The sequence below is a fragment of the Halorubrum orientale genome, from assembly GCF_059623105.1.
Genome location: NZ_JBSPSR010000003.1, coordinates 52,007 through 67,928, shown reverse-complemented (window position 1 = coordinate 67,928; position 15,922 = coordinate 52,007). Strand labels below are relative to the sequence as shown.

Annotated in this window: 17 protein-coding genes; 11 read left to right on the top strand and 6 right to left on the bottom strand. The window is 65.1% G+C overall.

The window, feature by feature from the left end; all coding sequences use genetic code 11:
- Nucleotides 1-52: 52 nt before the first annotated feature.
- Complete coding sequence (locus tag ACWUI7_RS03165; RefSeq protein ID WP_496640739.1) at nt 53-1,489, bottom strand: HflX-like GTP-binding protein; 1,437 nt, start codon at nt 1,487-1,489, stop codon at nt 53-55.
- Nucleotides 1,490-1,604: 115 nt separating this feature from the next.
- Nucleotides 1,605-2,348 (bottom strand): fumarylacetoacetate hydrolase family protein, encoded by a 744-nt coding sequence (locus ACWUI7_RS03160; protein ID WP_496640738.1) that lies wholly within the window; start codon nt 2,346-2,348, stop codon nt 1,605-1,607.
- A 121-nt stretch (nt 2,349-2,469) separates the two neighbouring features.
- On the opposite strand from ACWUI7_RS03160, the gene ACWUI7_RS03155 reads away from it, so the two are divergent.
- From ACWUI7_RS03155 to ACWUI7_RS03125, 7 genes are all read left to right on the top strand, one after another.
- On the top strand, nt 2,470-2,832 hold the full coding sequence (locus ACWUI7_RS03155; RefSeq protein ID WP_496640737.1) for a hypothetical protein: 363 nt from the start codon (nt 2,470-2,472) through the stop codon (nt 2,830-2,832).
- A 101-nt stretch (nt 2,833-2,933) separates the two neighbouring features.
- A complete protein-coding gene (locus ACWUI7_RS03150) occupies nt 2,934-3,659 on the top strand; it encodes a metal-dependent hydrolase (RefSeq protein WP_496640736.1) in 726 nt (241 codons plus the stop codon).
- Between the two features lie 91 nt (nt 3,660-3,750).
- The gene (locus tag ACWUI7_RS03145; RefSeq protein ID WP_496640735.1) at nt 3,751-4,149 is read left to right on the top strand and encodes an OsmC family protein; all 399 of its coding nucleotides are present in this window, start codon (nt 3,751-3,753) and stop codon (nt 4,147-4,149) included.
- Between the two features lie 207 nt (nt 4,150-4,356).
- On the top strand, nt 4,357-4,914 hold the full coding sequence (locus ACWUI7_RS03140; RefSeq protein WP_496640734.1) for a thioredoxin family protein: 558 nt from the start codon (nt 4,357-4,359) through the stop codon (nt 4,912-4,914).
- 102 nt (nt 4,915-5,016) lie between these two features.
- Nucleotides 5,017-5,721, top strand: coding sequence for a hypothetical protein (locus tag ACWUI7_RS03135; protein WP_496641095.1), 705 nt, complete (start codon nt 5,017-5,019; stop codon nt 5,719-5,721).
- Nucleotides 5,714-6,151: a JAB/MPN domain protein-containing protein gene (locus ACWUI7_RS03130; RefSeq protein WP_496640733.1), complete on the top strand. Its 438-nt coding sequence runs from the start codon at nt 5,714-5,716 to the stop codon at nt 6,149-6,151. The genes ACWUI7_RS03135 and ACWUI7_RS03130 overlap by 8 nt, the downstream gene beginning before the upstream one ends.
- A 61-nt stretch (nt 6,152-6,212) precedes the next feature.
- Nucleotides 6,213-6,539 (top strand): hypothetical protein, encoded by a 327-nt coding sequence (locus ACWUI7_RS03125; RefSeq protein WP_496640732.1) that lies wholly within the window; start codon nt 6,213-6,215, stop codon nt 6,537-6,539.
- Between the two features lie 68 nt (nt 6,540-6,607).
- Here ACWUI7_RS03125 and ACWUI7_RS03120 read toward each other — a convergent pair whose 3' ends face one another.
- Together ACWUI7_RS03120 and ACWUI7_RS03115 are read right to left on the bottom strand one after the other, a co-directional pair.
- On the bottom strand, nt 6,608-6,913 hold the full coding sequence (locus tag ACWUI7_RS03120; protein ID WP_496640731.1) for a PRC-barrel domain-containing protein: 306 nt from the start codon (nt 6,911-6,913) through the stop codon (nt 6,608-6,610).
- Between the two features lie 89 nt (nt 6,914-7,002).
- Complete coding sequence (locus tag ACWUI7_RS03115) at nt 7,003-8,043, bottom strand: sodium:calcium antiporter (RefSeq protein WP_496640730.1); 1,041 nt, start codon at nt 8,041-8,043, stop codon at nt 7,003-7,005.
- 183 nt (nt 8,044-8,226) lie between these two features.
- Here ACWUI7_RS03115 and ACWUI7_RS03110 point away from each other — a divergent pair, with 183 nt between their 5' ends.
- On the top strand, nt 8,227-11,286 hold the full coding sequence (locus ACWUI7_RS03110; protein WP_496640729.1) for an FAD-binding and (Fe-S)-binding domain-containing protein: 3,060 nt from the start codon (nt 8,227-8,229) through the stop codon (nt 11,284-11,286).
- Between the two features lie 25 nt (nt 11,287-11,311).
- Here ACWUI7_RS03110 and ACWUI7_RS03105 read toward each other — a convergent pair whose 3' ends face one another.
- A complete protein-coding gene (locus tag ACWUI7_RS03105; RefSeq protein ID WP_496640728.1) occupies nt 11,312-12,340 on the bottom strand; it encodes a DUF5787 family protein in 1,029 nt (342 codons plus the stop codon).
- Between the two features lie 24 nt (nt 12,341-12,364).
- Nucleotides 12,365-12,808 (bottom strand): bis(5'-nucleosyl)-tetraphosphatase, encoded by a 444-nt coding sequence (locus ACWUI7_RS03100; protein WP_496640727.1) that lies wholly within the window; start codon nt 12,806-12,808, stop codon nt 12,365-12,367.
- A 248-nt stretch (nt 12,809-13,056) separates the two neighbouring features.
- On the opposite strand from ACWUI7_RS03100, the gene ACWUI7_RS03095 reads away from it, so the two are divergent.
- The 3 genes from ACWUI7_RS03095 to ACWUI7_RS03085 all read left to right on the top strand — a co-directional run bounded on the left by ACWUI7_RS03095 (nt 13,057) and on the right by ACWUI7_RS03085 (nt 15,863).
- Nucleotides 13,057-14,103 (top strand): DUF7544 domain-containing protein, encoded by a 1,047-nt coding sequence (locus ACWUI7_RS03095; protein ID WP_496640726.1) that lies wholly within the window; start codon nt 13,057-13,059, stop codon nt 14,101-14,103.
- A gap of 72 nt (nt 14,104-14,175) precedes the next feature.
- Nucleotides 14,176-14,508: a 30S ribosomal protein S10 gene (locus tag ACWUI7_RS03090; RefSeq protein WP_496640725.1), complete on the top strand. Its 333-nt coding sequence runs from the start codon at nt 14,176-14,178 to the stop codon at nt 14,506-14,508.
- A 74-nt stretch (nt 14,509-14,582) separates the two neighbouring features.
- The gene (locus tag ACWUI7_RS03085) at nt 14,583-15,863 is read left to right on the top strand and encodes an amidohydrolase (protein ID WP_496640724.1); all 1,281 of its coding nucleotides are present in this window, start codon (nt 14,583-14,585) and stop codon (nt 15,861-15,863) included.
- The last annotated feature ends 59 nt before the right edge of the window (nt 15,864-15,922 follow it).

Below are 15,922 nucleotides of genomic sequence, written 5' to 3'. Positions count from 1 at the left end.
CGACGGGCAGTAGCGGGCGACAGTCGAGATGTGGTCAGGCTCGGTAACCGGCTCACTGCTTCAAGCGACGAACCGCGGCCGCGACCGATTCCGGTCGACCGGCGAGTGAGACGTCGATCCCGTCCTCGCCGTACGACACATCGGTTACGAGGGTGCGATCGTACGCCCATGAAATCGCCGCCTGCGTGTCGTCACCGTACGCTACAGTCAGGGTCTCCGTCGCTGTCGGAAGGGCGTCGACGACCGCCGAGACGACCGCGTCGAGTCCGACTCCGTAGCGCGCATCAAGTGGGATCGGGTCGCACTGTGGCTCAAGCCCTGACGCGGAGAGTTCATCGACAATCACGGCAGTACGAGACGCGACGGCGGTGGCGGTGTCGGCCTCGGTCGCGACGAAGTCGGTCGTATGGGTCAGCTCAGTCGACTCGTCGACACCGCGCTGCGACACCAGCCTGTCGACGTGTGTTACGATCGGGATCACGTCGTGATGGTCGTCGTCAAGACGCTTGACGACGGCCGTGAGCCGACGCTTGAGCTCCGACGGATGCTTGTTGGCGTCAACCACCAGCAGCGTGACGGTCGCCTCGCGGACTGCCACACGCGTTTGATCGAAGACCCCGAGCGCCTCCGCCGGGAGCCCAGCGACGATGCCGGTCGTGTCTGTCAGTCGAAGCCGACGACCGGCCAGCGTGGTCGTTGTCGTCAACGTCCCGACAGTGGCGAGCGGCTGGTCCGTGACCGTGTCCAGTTCGGTCCCGTCGTGGTTGTCGGTTCCAGTCGTGGTTGCCGGATCCTCGGTTCGAGTCGTGGCCGGCTTCGCTTCCGTCCACGCGTCGAGTCGGTGATAGAGAAGCGACTTCCCCGCGTTGGCGTATCCGACGATGGCGACGTGGCTTGGACCGGAGCCACCGCCGGGCGCATCTGTTTGCCCATCGCCAGTCGTCTCTGCGGGGGACACACACGCCTCAAGTTCGGTCTCCAGACGCTCGACTTGGCGCTCGAGATCCCGCACCCGACCGGCACCTTCCGGTCGGAGTCGTCTCGCGTGACCGTCTCGCCCGACGACCTCTCTGAGACGGGGGAGTTCGTATCGGCGGATCGCGAGCTCAAACCGGAGCGTCGCCGCCCGGGAGTCGCTCGCCGCTGCGATCTGCCCGAGCACGAGCCGCGGTCGGTCGACTACAGCAACCCCGGCAGGCAGCAGGTCACCGAGAGAAAACGTTTGGCCCGGCGATAGCGACCCGTCGTAGACGATCGCATCGGCGTCGATGGCCGTCACGCGTCGCGCCACTGTCTCGGCCGTCCCGCGGCCGACACCGTACGTCGGATCCTCTCGCCGGCGCTGGGTGATCGCCTCAACCACGTCGTATCCGGCGGCGGTCGCGAGGGCGCGAATCTCGGTCGTGTCCGGGTCGCGGTCCGCAGCCCGCGCGACGAGGACGGTTTGCGGGGCCTGGCCGTCGCGGCCCTGGGGAGTGGCAGGCGTCACGAGCGTCTCAGTGGGATCGTCGTTTTCGAGCGGTGAAACCGCATCGGTTCACCGGAAACGTGGTGTGGTACCTGGCAGCATCCCAGCGGGGTGGACGAGGGTATCGGTCGTCAGGCTACGGCACGCGCACATCGTGTTCGAGTGTGCCGACGCCCTCGACGGAGACGGCGACAGTGTTGCCGTCGGAAAGCGGCCCCACACCGTCCGGCGTCCCCGTCGCGATCACATCACCCGCCTCAAGCGTGAGGTACGTAGTGATCTCTTCGATCAGTGTCGGGACGTCGAACATGAGCTGGGACCGATTCCCCGACTGTTTCGTCTCACCGTCGACACGGAGCTCAACGGCCGCGTCGGCCGGCACCTCGTCGGGCGTCGCGATGACCGGGCCGAGTGGGGCTGCGTTATCGAAGGCCTTCCCTCGCACCCAGTTCTGCTCGCGGTTCTGGTCATCACGATTTGAGATGTCGTTCATACAGGTGAATCCCGCGACGACGTCCATCGCGTCCGCGGCGTCAACGTGCTTGCACGACTCGCGTACCACGACCGCGAGCTCTGCCTCCCAGTCGACGCGGTCTTTGCCAGCCGGCACGGTGACGGTGTCGCTGTGGCCGGCAAGCGTGTTCGGGGGTTTCAAAAACAGTAGCGGGCGATCTGGGACTTCGTTGTCCATCTCTGCGGCGTGATCGGCGTAATTGCGGCCGACACAGACGATCTTCGAGGGCTCCGTCGGCGGGAGCACGTCGATGGCCGGGTCGTCGAACGCGTACTCCTCACCGCCGAATGCAACCGTCTCCGTCTCAGAATCGTACTGCCCCTCGCGGACTGAACCAGCCGGGTCACGGAACCGTGCGTAGTGCATACGGGCCGATCGAAGAGGGAGTATAAATGACCGCCGGCTGAGGCAGTCTCCGACCGGCCGGGAGGCGCGACTGGACTCAGTTGGACGGGGGTTTTTCACCCGCGCTACAAACGTGATCGATATGTCACAGAAACGTGGTGCTGGACTCCTTTCGGCGGCTGCCGCGATCGGCGTCGCGGGTACCGCCTTGGCGACGATCACCCCGCTTGTCGGCGGTGCGCCGCAGGCGTTCGTCGGCAGCGTCGTCACGAGTGGACTCGTCGGACTCGTCTTCGCGGGGGAGAACGCACTCGCGTATCTGCGCCACGATGCGGTGAGCCTGCCGGCGGCGACGCTGACGACGATCTTCGGCGGGTGGTTCATGGCCGCGCCGCTCGTGTACGATGTCGGCTTCATTGCGACCGCAGGGACGCAGCTTGCCGGACTGCTCGTGGCCGCGTTCGCGCTCTACATGGTCGTCGCCGACCTCGCAGGCGAGGTGTGAGCGCGTGTTGTGCCGGCTGGCACATCGCCCATAGTGGCAGATAGCAGTGTCGTCGCGCCGACGACATTTATTACGCTTCGCGGTGACGTATCGGCCGTACCATGGAGCTCACCTGGCACGGCCACTCCACGTGGCACGTCGTTGTCGGCGACACCGAGCTGCTCATCGACCCGTTCTTTGACAACCCGAAGACCGACGTCGACCCCGAATCGCTCAATCCCGACTATCTGTTGTTGACACACGGCCACGCCGATCACATCGGCGATGCCGATCACTTTCAGGACGCGGTCGTGGTCGCCACGCCCGAGCTGGCATCGTACGTACAAGATCACATCGGCCACGAGGCGGCCGTCGGTGGCATGGGAATGAACATCGGTGGGACCGTCAAGTGTGGGGACGCCTGGGTGACGATGGTCCGGGCCGACCACTCGAGCGGAATCGAGACGGGGTACGAACACTCAGCCGGCATGCCGACGGGCTTCGTTGTAGGCGATGCGAAGCCGACACAGGCGTCGAACCCCGACTGCACCGCGTTCTATCACGCGGGTGATACCGGACTGATGTCCGAAATGGTCGACGTGATTGCCCCGTATCTCGAGCCGACTGCCGCTGCCCTCCCCACGGGTGACCACTTCACCATGGGCCCGGCCGGCGCGGGTATCGCTGCCGACTGGGTCGGCGCCGAGGTGGTGTTCCCGATGCACTACGATACGTTCCCACCGATCGAAATCGACACGGAAGAGTTCGTCGACGAGGTCAAAGCAGCCGGCGCGGCCGCCGAACCCGTCGTCCTCGAGGGCGACGAGACCTACACGATAGGCGAGTGAGCCCGCGGCGTGACGACGGCGCGACGGTTCGTGACGCCCGACGGGAGAAGTAGGAAGATTTACCCACAAACGACTCATCCTTCGAGTCGTCATGTCCGACATCGAGACCTCAACGCTGTGTGAATCGGGCTATGCGTGTACGAGTCAGGTCGGCGATTTCGATCTCCAGATCGACGCGACCGACGAGACCGGCCCCAACCCGAATGCGACACTCGTCGCGACGTACGCCTCTTGTTTCATTCCCGCGTTCCGCGTCGGCGCCAGTCAGGCGGGCGAGGACGACCTCGGTCAGCTCCAGATCGACGCAAGCGCGAGCCTCGACGACGAGGACGACCTCTCATCGGTCGCGTTCGACCTCTTCGTCGAGGCCGACCTCGACGACGAGGTCGCCGACGATCTCGTCGAGCGTGCCGAGGGGATCTGTCACGTCCACGCCGCACTCAAAGACGACCTCCAGGCGGCCGTCACGGTCCACGCCGACGCCTTCTAGATCGCACACCACGCGACCGAGATCGAGTACATTTCACCGGCAACCCGGTGTCGCCGTAGGCTACTGGGCACCGGCGCGTTCCGGTCGAGAATGAACGCGCTCCAGCGAGTATGAGCGCAGTTCGGCCTTGAGGAAGCGGTCAGAGCCCGACGATACGCGGACCACGTCCCCAGAACGATTTTGCCTGCGGCCGCAGTACGGTACGATATGGTCCTGACAGAGTCCGACTCCGAGCTCGACCGCGGTGACGTCGCTCCATCGTTCGATCTTCCGGGTGTCGACGGCGACCTCGCGCTCGCAGACGTCGACGCCGAGGCGTTACTCGTCGTGTTCACCTGTAATCACTGCCCGTACGCGAAAGGGAAGTTCGACCTCCTCAACGACCTCGCCGTGGCGTACGACGACCTCGCCATCGTCGGGATCAATCCTAACGATGCAGCAGCGTACCCGGAGGACTCCCTCGAAGCGATGCGCGAACGCGTCGCTGAGGGGACTATTGCGTACGACGCGTACCTCCGCGATGAGACTGGCGCGGTCGCTGCGGCCTACGGCGCAGTGTGTACGCCCGACCCATTCTTATTCGGCCGGACAGACGGCGAGTGGCGGCTCCGATACCACGGTCGACTCGACGACGCCTTGGGACCCGACGAGGAGCCAACGACGAACTACGCACGTGATGCTGTCGAGTCCGTCCTCGCCGGTGAACCCGTCTCGATTCCGGACCGCCCCTCGCGCGGCTGTTCGATCAAGTGGCCGGACGAGTGAGGGGAGTGTCCCTACGGGCGGCCGCAAGAGTTCGTGTGCATCCAGTGCCGGAGACCGCACACGGGGGTTGAAATGGATCCCACACGACGTATCCGTATGGACATGAAAGCCGTCGGCGACCCCGAGCTCCACGAGGTCGACCGGTTCAACCACGGTGTGGGCTGGATCACGTATCCGAACGAGGCGATGGAGCGAGCGAGTCACGCGGTCGCGGTCCCGCCCGAAGACGACGCAGACCCTGAGGCGTCACCCAACGTGTGGGTGCTTGACCCGGTCGATGCCCCCGGGCTTGACGACCTACTCGGCGAACTCGGCACCGTTGTTGGCGTCGTCGTCGCATTGGACCGACACAAACGGGACGCGGCCGCCGTGGCAACCCGTCACGATGTCCCGGTCTACGTCCCATCCTGGATGACGGGCGTGGCTGACGCGCTCGGAGCACCTGTTCGCCGTTTCGATCGAGCGCTCGCCGACAGCGAGTTCGAAGCGATCCGAATTCGTGACTCAACAGTGCCGCCGTGGCAGGAGGTCGGACTCTTCGATGGGTCGACGCTCTACGTTCCCGAGTCGCTCGGGACAGCGTCGTACTTCCGGGGGCGTCGTGAGCGACTCGGCGTCCATCCAATGTTACGGTTCACGCCGCCTCGAGAGGCACTCGGCGGCCTTGACCCGGACCGCGTCCTCGTTGGCCACGGCGTCGGCGTCCACGACAACGCGGGCGCCGCCATCGCCGACGCGCTCGCAAACGCGCGCCGGAAGGCTCCCGGTCTCTACGCGAAGACGCTCCGCGACGCGATCAGTGTCTGAAACGACTGTGTCGCCCGTGTACTTCACCAGCGACCTGCTGACGGTGTTGCTCGAAGACGCCGACGAGCGCGACCCGACCGCGACCAACCGCCGGCTCTCAACGACGCCCGCAGGCGACTTTGACGACGCCGTCGATCTCCCGCCCGAGGTTCCAGTGTTTACCCACTACACGCTCGGTGCGGCCGGCGGGTCGGTGAACGCCGTGTTCGGCGTTGACCTCGGAACGCCGGTCCAGGGCGGGCGAGGACGGTTCCTCTCACACCCGACAGGCCGGCTGACGCTGTCGAAGACTGACGACCTCGCCGCCGTCGTCGTGATCGCCGTGCCGCCGTACGGCCGGGACAACGTGGCCGCGTTCGATCGGGCCGGCCGCGAGCTTGAACTCGTCGCCGTAGACGCGGTTCCGCCAGAAGGATCAGTCCCGCGGTAGCGACGGACGTCGTCCTGACAAAACCCGAAATTAAAGACGGCGGGGTGGTAATGTGAGAGCGATGGCAGCACGGCCACCTGGTGGCGGCGAGTCCACAGAACCGGAGGCGATTGAGTTCGGCATCGCTACGTTGAGCGCGCGGCTCGACGAGTCGGACCTCTCGTATCCGGCGACGAGCCAGGAGGTGCTCCACGCACTCGAGGAGCCGGCAATCCCGTACGATTCGAAGGGTCGAACCATAGAGCTGGCGTCAGCATTGGAGACAGTTCCGAAGTCGCGGTTCGAGACCGAGACCGAACTCCTCGAGACGCTGTACCCGGTGTTCGACGACGCGAGACGACGCCGTGGTGGGTTCTTCGACGGTCTCCGCGACGCGCTCCCATTCTGATCGCTACGGCGCGTCACGCGGGTGACTAAAACGTCGCCCGAGAGACGGCTATGTCGTCAGAGAGACGCTCACGCCGCCTGGCCGTCGGTGTCGCCCTCAGCGTCTGCGTCGTCGGTCTCAAGTCGCTCGATGACGTCTGTCACGAGCACGACGTCCCCGACAGCCCGAACCCAGCGGTACGGGACGATGACCCCTGTCGACCGGTCGACGCGGCCGGCAAAGAGCTCGTGGTTCAACTCGGCAAGGGCGAGGCCCGTTACCGACTGTGCGTCCAAATCGAGACGGACGTCTTCGATTTCGCCGACGAAGACGCCGTTTTTTGAGTACACCTCTCGGCCGACCAGTGACGTGATCTCCTCCGGTGTCGGGGGCATGTTCCGTACGGTCACGAGCACGCGTATTAAGGATTCGTTGTCGATGCCGACCGTCGGACGTCAACGTGGCGTGTCGACCCACGATCGCCTCACCCCCCGCGGAGAAGACTGGTTACGCCGGCGGTCTCGGCGACGACCCAAGCCACGAACAACGCGTACGCACCAGCGAGGGCGTACGACTCGACGGCCGTCAGCGTCAGGTCGGTTCGAAGCAGCCCGAACAAGAGGACCGTCGAGAGCGTGAGGACGGCGAGCATCGGCACGGCCACGGAGAAGTTCACCGGCACGGCCCCGACGAGGAGCACGCCGACGGGAATGACCACGAGGAGGTCGAACGTATTCGATCCAAAGACGTTGCCGAGGCTGGTCGCGCTGTTGTCCTCGCGTGCCGACCGCACGCTCACGAGCGTATCCGGCAGACTCGTCGCCGCGGCGATGATCGTCATGCCAGCGAGGAACTCGGAGATGCCGACCGTACCCGCGAGCGACTCAATCGCACTGACAAGTAGCTCCACGCCCACGAGAATGACTGCGAGGCCGGCGATGAGTGTCGCCCACTCTCTGCCGATCGGGATCGACCCGGGTACCGACTCGGTCACGTGATCACCGGTGTCTTGCCACTGGATAAACAGATAGAGGCCGTACACCGCAAGTGGGACGATCGCGAGGGGTCGGGTGATGGTGCCCGTGAGCGCCGGCTCGGCGGGTACCGGCTCGTATATTACGGCGAGGGCGAACGTTATCACGAGAACGGAAACCGCGAGCATATAGAACTGCGCCTCCTTGTACACGAGCGCGCGGCTCGCGTCGAGCTCGTCGTCTGGGGCGGCGAGTCCGGCGGCCGCGGGCACCACGAGGACGTTGAACACAGCCGACCCGACGATCGCACCGACGCCGATGTCGAAGACGCCGGCACGGGCGGCGATGACGACGCTGGCGAACTCGGGAAAGCTCGAGCCGATCGCGACGACGAGTGTGCCCTGAACTATCGGCGGCAGGCCGTAGTGGGTCGCAATCGATGCTGCAGACTCCTCGAGCCAGCCGCTGCCGAGCCAGACGAGCCCGCTGGCGATGAGGATCACAAGCACGTCCGCCGCGACGGTGTCGGGAAGCGGCACACCGAATCCCATCGGTGTGATGTACTCACACCCAGCACAAGAAGACTCCGTCGTGGCGGTCGATCCTGGCAACGCAACTCGTGGCACGCTGGCGCCACGTGGTGAGCGCTCGATGTCAGCGTGTGGTCGACCGGGTCACTGCCGCCCCGCAGCATCCCCGGGGGACTTTTATCATCAGGAACATCATACTCGATCATGGCAACTGACTCGAGCGGGTCGGGGGTCGACCCGCGCGATGGGGGGGACTTCGAGTACACTGGTGGAGACGTTGAGCGGCCCGAACTCGTGGCCGCGCTGCGCGAACGCGTATCCGGTGACGTCCGGTTCGACGACTACTCGAGACGGCTGTACGCGACCGACGCCTCGGCGTACGAGGTGACCCCGATCGGCGTAGTGCTGCCGGAGTCGACAGCCGACGTCGCGGCCGTCCACGAGTACTGTTTCGCGGAAGGGATACCCGTGCTGCCGCGCGGCGGCGGTACCTCGCTCGCCGGGCAATCGGTCAACGAGGCGGTCGTTATCGATCTGACGGGATCGATGGACGCGATCCACGAGGTCGACCCGGAGACGGCTACGGCCCGCGTCGATGCCGGGGCGTACATCGGTGACCTCAATGCAGCCGCAGAGCCGGCCGGGCTGAAGTTCGCGCCCGACCCGGCGTGGCGCGACAAGTCGGCGGTCGGCGGTGCCATCGGAAACAACTCGACTGGCGCCCACTCGCTGAAGTACGGGAAGACCGACCACTACATCGAGGAGCTCGAGGTGGTGCTTGCGGACGGGACGGTCACCACTCTCGGTCCGGTCGACGTCGAGACACTGCGTGACTCAGCAGACCCGGAGGCAGACGCGCTGCTCCCCAGAATCCGCGCCGAGGTGGTCCGCATCCTTGAGGAGGAAGCCGAGGAGGTCGACGACCGCTTCCCCGAGCTGAAACGAAACGTTTCGGGGTACAACCTCGACCGGCTCGTCGCGGAGTACCGCGGTGAGTACGGCGAGCCAGGCGTTGTCAACCTCGGTCGCCTGCTCGCCGGCAGCGAGGGGACGCTTGCGACAGTAACGGCGGCGACCGTGTCACTCGTCGATATTCCGGCGACCAAAGCCGTCGCGCTGCTCACCTACGACGACCTCCTCGACGCGATGGAGGACGTCGCGCCGATCCTCGAACACGACCCGGCGGCGGTCGAGGTGATGGACGACGTCTTACTCGAGCTGGCGGCCGACACCGCGGAGTTCTCGGACGTTGTCGGAGAGCTCCCGCCGGAGACGAACTCTGTGTTGTTAGTCGAATTCTACGCGGACTCCAACGACGAAGGTCGACAGCAGGTCGCCGACCTCGTCGCCGACCGAGTCGGGAGTGTTGATACCGCGGCCGAGCCGTCGCCGTCTGCTGTAGACACCACGACCCAGCCCACTCGGGCGGTCGCTGCGATGGAGGCACACGACACAGACGAGCGCGCACGCTTCTGGAAGATGCGGAAGTCAGGACTGCCGATTCTGCTGTCGCGCACCTCCGATGCGAAACACATCTCGTTTATCGAAGACTGTGCAATCCCGCCGGAGCACCTGCCGGAGTACACCCGCGAGTTCCAGTCGATCCTCGACGACAACGACACGTTCGCCTCGTTCTACGCACACGCCGGCCCAGGTGTGCTTCACATTCGGCCCCTCATCGACACGAAAAACGTCGAAGACGTCGACGCGATGGTAGACATCGCAGACCGTGTCACCGACGCCGTCGTCCGGCTGGGTGGGTCCGTCTCCGGCGAGCACGGTGATGGTCGTGCTCGGACGGAGTGGAACGAGAAGCTGTACGGCGAGTCGCTCTTCGAGTCGTTCCAGTCGCTCAAGACGGCGTTCGACCCCGAATGGCTGTTGAACCCCGGAAACGTGTGTGGTGAGGTCGATATGCGCGAGAACCTGCGATTTGACGACGACTACACGTTCGATCCTGGGTTCGACGCAGCGCTCGAGTGGGACATCGAAAACGGCATGCAGGGAATGGTCGAGCTCTGTCATGGCTGTGGCGGCTGTCGCGGGCCTCAAGAGACGACCGGCGGCGTCATGTGCCCGACCTACCGCGCGGCCGACGAGGAAATTCAGTCGACGCGTGGCCGTGCGAACATGCTTCGTGGCGCGATAAACGGCGAGCTCCCTGCAGATCCCACCGACGATGAGTTCGTCACCGAGGTCATGGACCTCTGTGTTGGGTGTAAGGGGTGTGCGAAGAACTGTCCCAGTGGCGTCGACATGGCGAAGCTCAAAGCTGAGGTCGAACACGCCCATCACGCGGAACACGGTGCCAGCCTCCGAACACGACTTCTCGGTGCCTTCGAGTCACTCGCACCGATTGGTTCGGCGCTCGCCCCGCTGTCGAACCTCCCCGGAAAGCTCCCCGGTGCCGGTATACTCCTCGAGAAGACCCTCGGCATCGCGCGCGAACGCGACCTCCCGGCGTTCGCTTCGGAGAGTCTCACGGACTGGTTCGACGCCCGCGACGGTGCGGCGGTCCCGCGTGCGGAGGCCGACCGTGAGGTGTTGTTGTTCCCAGACGTCTACACGACGTACACCAATCCAACCGCTGGGAAGGCCGCAGTACGCGTGCTCGAGGCGGCGAACTGCCACGTGCAGATACCGGACGTGACGGGCAGTGGCCGCCCGCCACACTCGAAGGGACTGCTCGACGAGTCACGGGCGACGGCCCGGGATACCGTCGAGACGCTTTCCCCAGACGTCGAAGCAGGGTGGGACGTCGTCGTCGTCGAGCCGACCGACGCGGTGATGCTCCAATCCGACTACGCGGATCTGCTCTGTGGGGACGCCAGCGACGTCCCTGACGCCGACGTCGAGGCGGTAGGCACACACACCTATGGCGTGATGGAGTACCTCGACGTCCACCGACTCGACGAAGGGCTGTCGTTCGACGCACCGACCGAGCGACTCACCTACCACGGCCACTGTCACCAGAAGGCGACAAAGAAAGACCACCACGCGGTCGGCGTGCTCCGGCGTGCCGGCTACGGCGTCGACCCGCTGGACTCGACGTGTTGTGGGATGGCCGGCTCGTTCGGCTACGAGGCCGAACACTACTCGATGAGCCAGGCTATCGGCGAGATCCTCTACGAGCAGGTCAACGAGAGCGACGGCGACGTCGTCGTCGCCCCCGGCGCCTCCTGTAGCACACAGCTGAAAGACCGCGGCATCGATGCCGAGGAGCCGCCACACCCGATCGAAAAGCTGGCGTCTGCACTCGTATAGTCGGCCGATTCTGCGGCACCAACGACTATGGCGTGTGGTCGACACTGCGGCGTCGAACACGGTCCCGACGTCGGTCAAGGACCGCTTGGATCCCTTTTCCGGGCCCGCCTTCGATTGGCCATCCTTTCGTCCGCCATGGCGGCGGCTCCGGCGAGAACGACGGACACGACCCTGAACACTCGCGTGCAGTTGGCAGTCGATCCTTCACAGCACAGTGTGGAACGAGCGCGCGACCCGCACCGTGAACTTCGAAGTGTCGACAGTCCGGGCGCATGGTGTCGTGGTACGACCGCCACCCCTTGCCGTAGGCGCGCTCGGCGAGCGCAAGCCGGGTCGCGATTGTCTCCGCGTCACGTTCGCGAGTACCCGTGGGCGCGAGGTCGCTCGGCAGCCAGTCGACGACGGCCGCGTCGGCATCGACTACTGGCCCGCCCGTGGTGTCGTCGGTCGCTGCCGCACCGAAGCGTGTCGTGAGGATCCCTGCTTCGACGGGCATCGAGCGCAACAGCGCGGGCTCGATGTCCTCGCCGGTCGCCTCGGTCGCGAGCCACACCTCGTCGGCGAGGGCGGTCTCGACGTCGTGAGCAAGTTGGTCGGCAAGTGCGTCGGCGGCCGACCGGTCGAGGTCCGGCTTGTTCTCGACGGCAACGATCCGGTGGACCCAGTCAGGGTACGGTCGAACACGCCGGATCTCGATCCGATTGCTTCGACGCCGGGTCTCGACGAGGTCGCGGGCCGCGGCCCGGTGAACCGCCTCACGGACGTATCGCCAGGGATACCCCGGGTCGGGGAGCGCGTCCCGGTACCACGTCCAGGTGGCCGGGGCGTGTCGAACGACGTGTAGTAGGTCGGCGTCAATTGCATTCTCGCCGAACGCTCGTCTGGCTGTGAATCCTTCGGGGTCGACCTCGAGTACAACCGTGTCCCATCGGCGACGCTTCGTACCGAGCTGTCTGGAGACGAGAACGGGAACCCGTTCATCATCAGGGCGCCAGGCCAGTTCGGCGTACCGACAGACGAGCAGCTCGTAGCCGAACTCGCTGTCTGGAATCACCGCGATATCACCGGTCGGTACCGATTAGACGTAGCTGCCGCGATCGTCGCGGAGCTCATCAAGATAGCCGTGTGCCTCCTCGAGGATGTCGCGAGGGCCGTCTTGGGTGATCGTGTTGATCGCCTGGCCGTAGTCGCGCCACTGAAGATCGCGGTGTTCTCTCGACAGCTCGGCGCTCGCCTCGAACGAGCGGGCGATGAACAGGTGAACTGTCTTGTGGATCGTGTTACCGCCCGCCTCGAACACGTAGTCGTACTCGCGCCGAAACCCGTCGATGAGTCTGAAATCGTCGATGCCGGCCTCCTCTGAGACCTCTCTGATCGCCGTCTGCTGAAGCTCCTCGTCCCCCTCGACCCCGCCTTTCGGGAACTCCCAGTCCCCGGGACGGCTCTTCAGGAGCAGGTACTCCCGTTCGCCGCGGGTATCGCGGAAGAGGATGGCTCCAGAGCTAACCGCTTCGACCGTCATTACCCTCGGGTAAGCGAGCACCCCTAATGAGGGTGTCGGACCTCCTGGTTGTCCGACGACTTATCTGACGACAGCCCGGCTCAAACCCGTCGAACGAGGCGACACCCGTTCTCCCCGCCCCGTTGGGAGGACCGAAGAGCATTTTTACCATCACGCGCTGCTCTGAATACGATGGACGACCGTGGTCCCCGCCCCTCCCCCTACCGATGGTATCGAGCGATGAACGTCCTCCCACGTCAGGTGCACAGATGACGCTATACGCTCTTGATGACCTCGACGACGCCCTTGAGACGACCCGGGCGTTCCTCCTCCCGTTCGACCGCGGACGGTGGGTGCGACTCCTGGTGATCGTCTTTTTTCTCGGCGGTGTCGGCGGCACCAACCCATTCCAGTTCTCCGGGTTCGGCGGCAGTGATAGCGGGGTGGAACCGAGACCGGATGTCGGGCCTGCGGACGGGGTCGGTCCCGGAAGTGGCGGGATCGAAGCAGATAGCGCACGTGAGGCGCTCACCACGCTCGGCGGACCGGAGGTTGCCGTCATCGTCGCAATCGCCGGTCTCATCCTCGCGGTGACACTCGGCTTTGCGCTCATCGGATCGGTGATGGAGTTCGTCTTCGTCGAGTCGCTTCGGCGTGACGCCGTCAGGATCCGACAATACTGGCGCGCCCGCTGGCGACAGGGGCTCCGGCTGTTCGGCTTCCGGCTGGTTCTCGGTGCGCTTACGCTTGGGATCGTCTTCAGCGGGCTGTTCGTCGTGCTCTCGCCACTCGTCTTCGGTTCCGGATCGTTCTCGGTCAGCCGTGTGGTTATCGTGATTTCCCTGATCGTCGTCGCCTCCCTTGTGAGCGGACTCGTCGGTGGGTTCACGACCGCGTTCGTCGTACCGGTGATGGTCGCCGAAGAACGGGGGGTGCTCGCCGGATGGCGGCGCTTCTGGCCGACCGTGACCGGCCAGTGGAAACAGTACCTCGCCTACGTAGTCGCCCGATTCGTCCTCGAGATTGCCGGCAGCATTCTCGTGGGCATCCTCGTCGTCGTTGGCCTGATCGTACTCGCGATTCCGACCGGCATCGTCGGCGTCATCGGCGTGGCGGCAGCCGATGCAGCCGGCCCGATCGGGTGGGTGGTCGTCGGGCTCGCCGTCGTCGTGTTCGTGATCGCCGCGATCCTCTTCGCGCTCGTTGTTTCTGTTCCCGTCCAGACGTACCTCCGATACTACGCGTTGTGTATTCTTGGTGACACCAACGAGGCGTTTGACCTGATCGCAGAGCGTCGCCGGGTGGCGGGCACGTGACTGGGTTCGCCCAGATCCGCCGGTAGATGCGTTTTTATCCGTTCGGCGGTCACCTATCGACGACCCCGAATCATGACTTTCGTAACCAAACTCGCGTTCGCCTCCGGCGACCGGCAGGTACTCGCCGAGACCGTCCAGACGTTGAAGACGACGCTTGAACGCAAGGGTGTCGAGTGTAAGGGCCCGCACGCCTCACCCGCAGAGACTGTCCGCGTGCCCCAGTACAAACGCCTCCGCAGCGGCGAGTCGTTCACCCCCTGGGAGTACTCGGTATACCGGCGCACGATGGAGATCCACGGCGCAGACGACGTCGCTCGTGAAGTGGTCAGTCGATCGTTCCCGGACTCGGTACACGTCGAAGTCGAGGTTGACCAAAAGAAGCCGCTCGGCCACCGCCGAGAGTGATCTCGTGGTCACAGAGAGGAGGCGACGCCGGCCGCCACTCGACACTTTAACATAGTCGACGACGATTCTCGCGTATGAGCCACGCCGTCCCAGACGAGTACCGCGAGTTCCGCAGAGACCTTCACCGCCATCCAGAGCCGGCATGGTGTGAGTTCTATACCACCGCCCGAATCGTCGAGGCACTCCGTGCGCGTCCACTCGATGCGATCCACGTCGGTCCAGACGCGCTCGCCGCCGAGGCGCGCCGGAACGTCCCAGATGAATCGACGCTGGAGACGTGGACCGACAGAGCCCGTGCGGCAGGCGCAGACCCCGACCTGCTCACAACGCTGGCGGGCGGCAACACGGGCTGTGTCGCGGTCGCAGAGCGCGGGCCAGGGCCAGTCGTTGCGCTGCGAGTTGATATCGACGGGTTGCCGATCACGGAGGCCGACGAAGACGACCACGTGCCGGCTGCCGAGGGCTTCCAGTCGGAATACGAGGGGTATATGCACGCCTGTGGACACGACTCGCATGCGACGATGGGGCTCGGCGTCCTCGACCGTGTCCTCGAGAGCGACTTTGACGGCACACTCAAGGTGTTCTTCCAGCCCGGCGAAGAGAAGATCGTCGGCGGGAAGCCGATGGCCGAGTCTGGGCACCTCGATGGCGTCGACTACCTCTATGCGGTCCACATCGGACTCGACCACCCATCCGGGGAGATCGTCTGTGGCATCGACGGCTTCCTGGCAGTGAACCACTTTCACGCGGCGTTCGACGGCGAGCCGGCACACGCGGGTGCGAGACCCGAGCAGGGACGAAACACGGTGCAGGCGATGGCCGCAGCGATCCAGAACCTCTACGCGATTCCGCGTCACGCGGACGGGGCAACGCGTGTTAACGCGGGTCTCGTTGGCGGCGGCACAGCAACAAACATCATTCCAGACGAATCCTACATCGAAGGCGAGGTGCGCGGCGAGACGACGGCACTCGCCGAGTACATGCTCGATCACGCGGACCGGATCCTCGACTCGGCTGCAACGATGCACGACTGTACCGTCGAGGTCACGACGACGGGCGCCGCGCCGAGCGCCGAGAGCGACGCGGCACTCGCAGACATCGTCGGGACGGTCGCATCGAACGTCGACGGCGTCGAAGGCATCGTCGAGCGGGCTGAACTCGGTGGGAGCGAAGACGCGACGTTCCTCATGAACCGCGTGCAAGAAAACGGTGGCCTAGCGTGTTACATCGGTGTCGGCACCGACCACCCGGGCGGCCACCACACGAGCACGTTCGACGTCGTCGAGTCGGATATCGCGCTCGGCATCGACGTGCTCACAGATGCGATTCGGACGGTCGCTGCCGACGCGCCGTGAACAGGGTCGTCGTCGTGTTGCTGGTCCGTCTCACCGTGCTGGCCCGCCTCGCGTCGTGA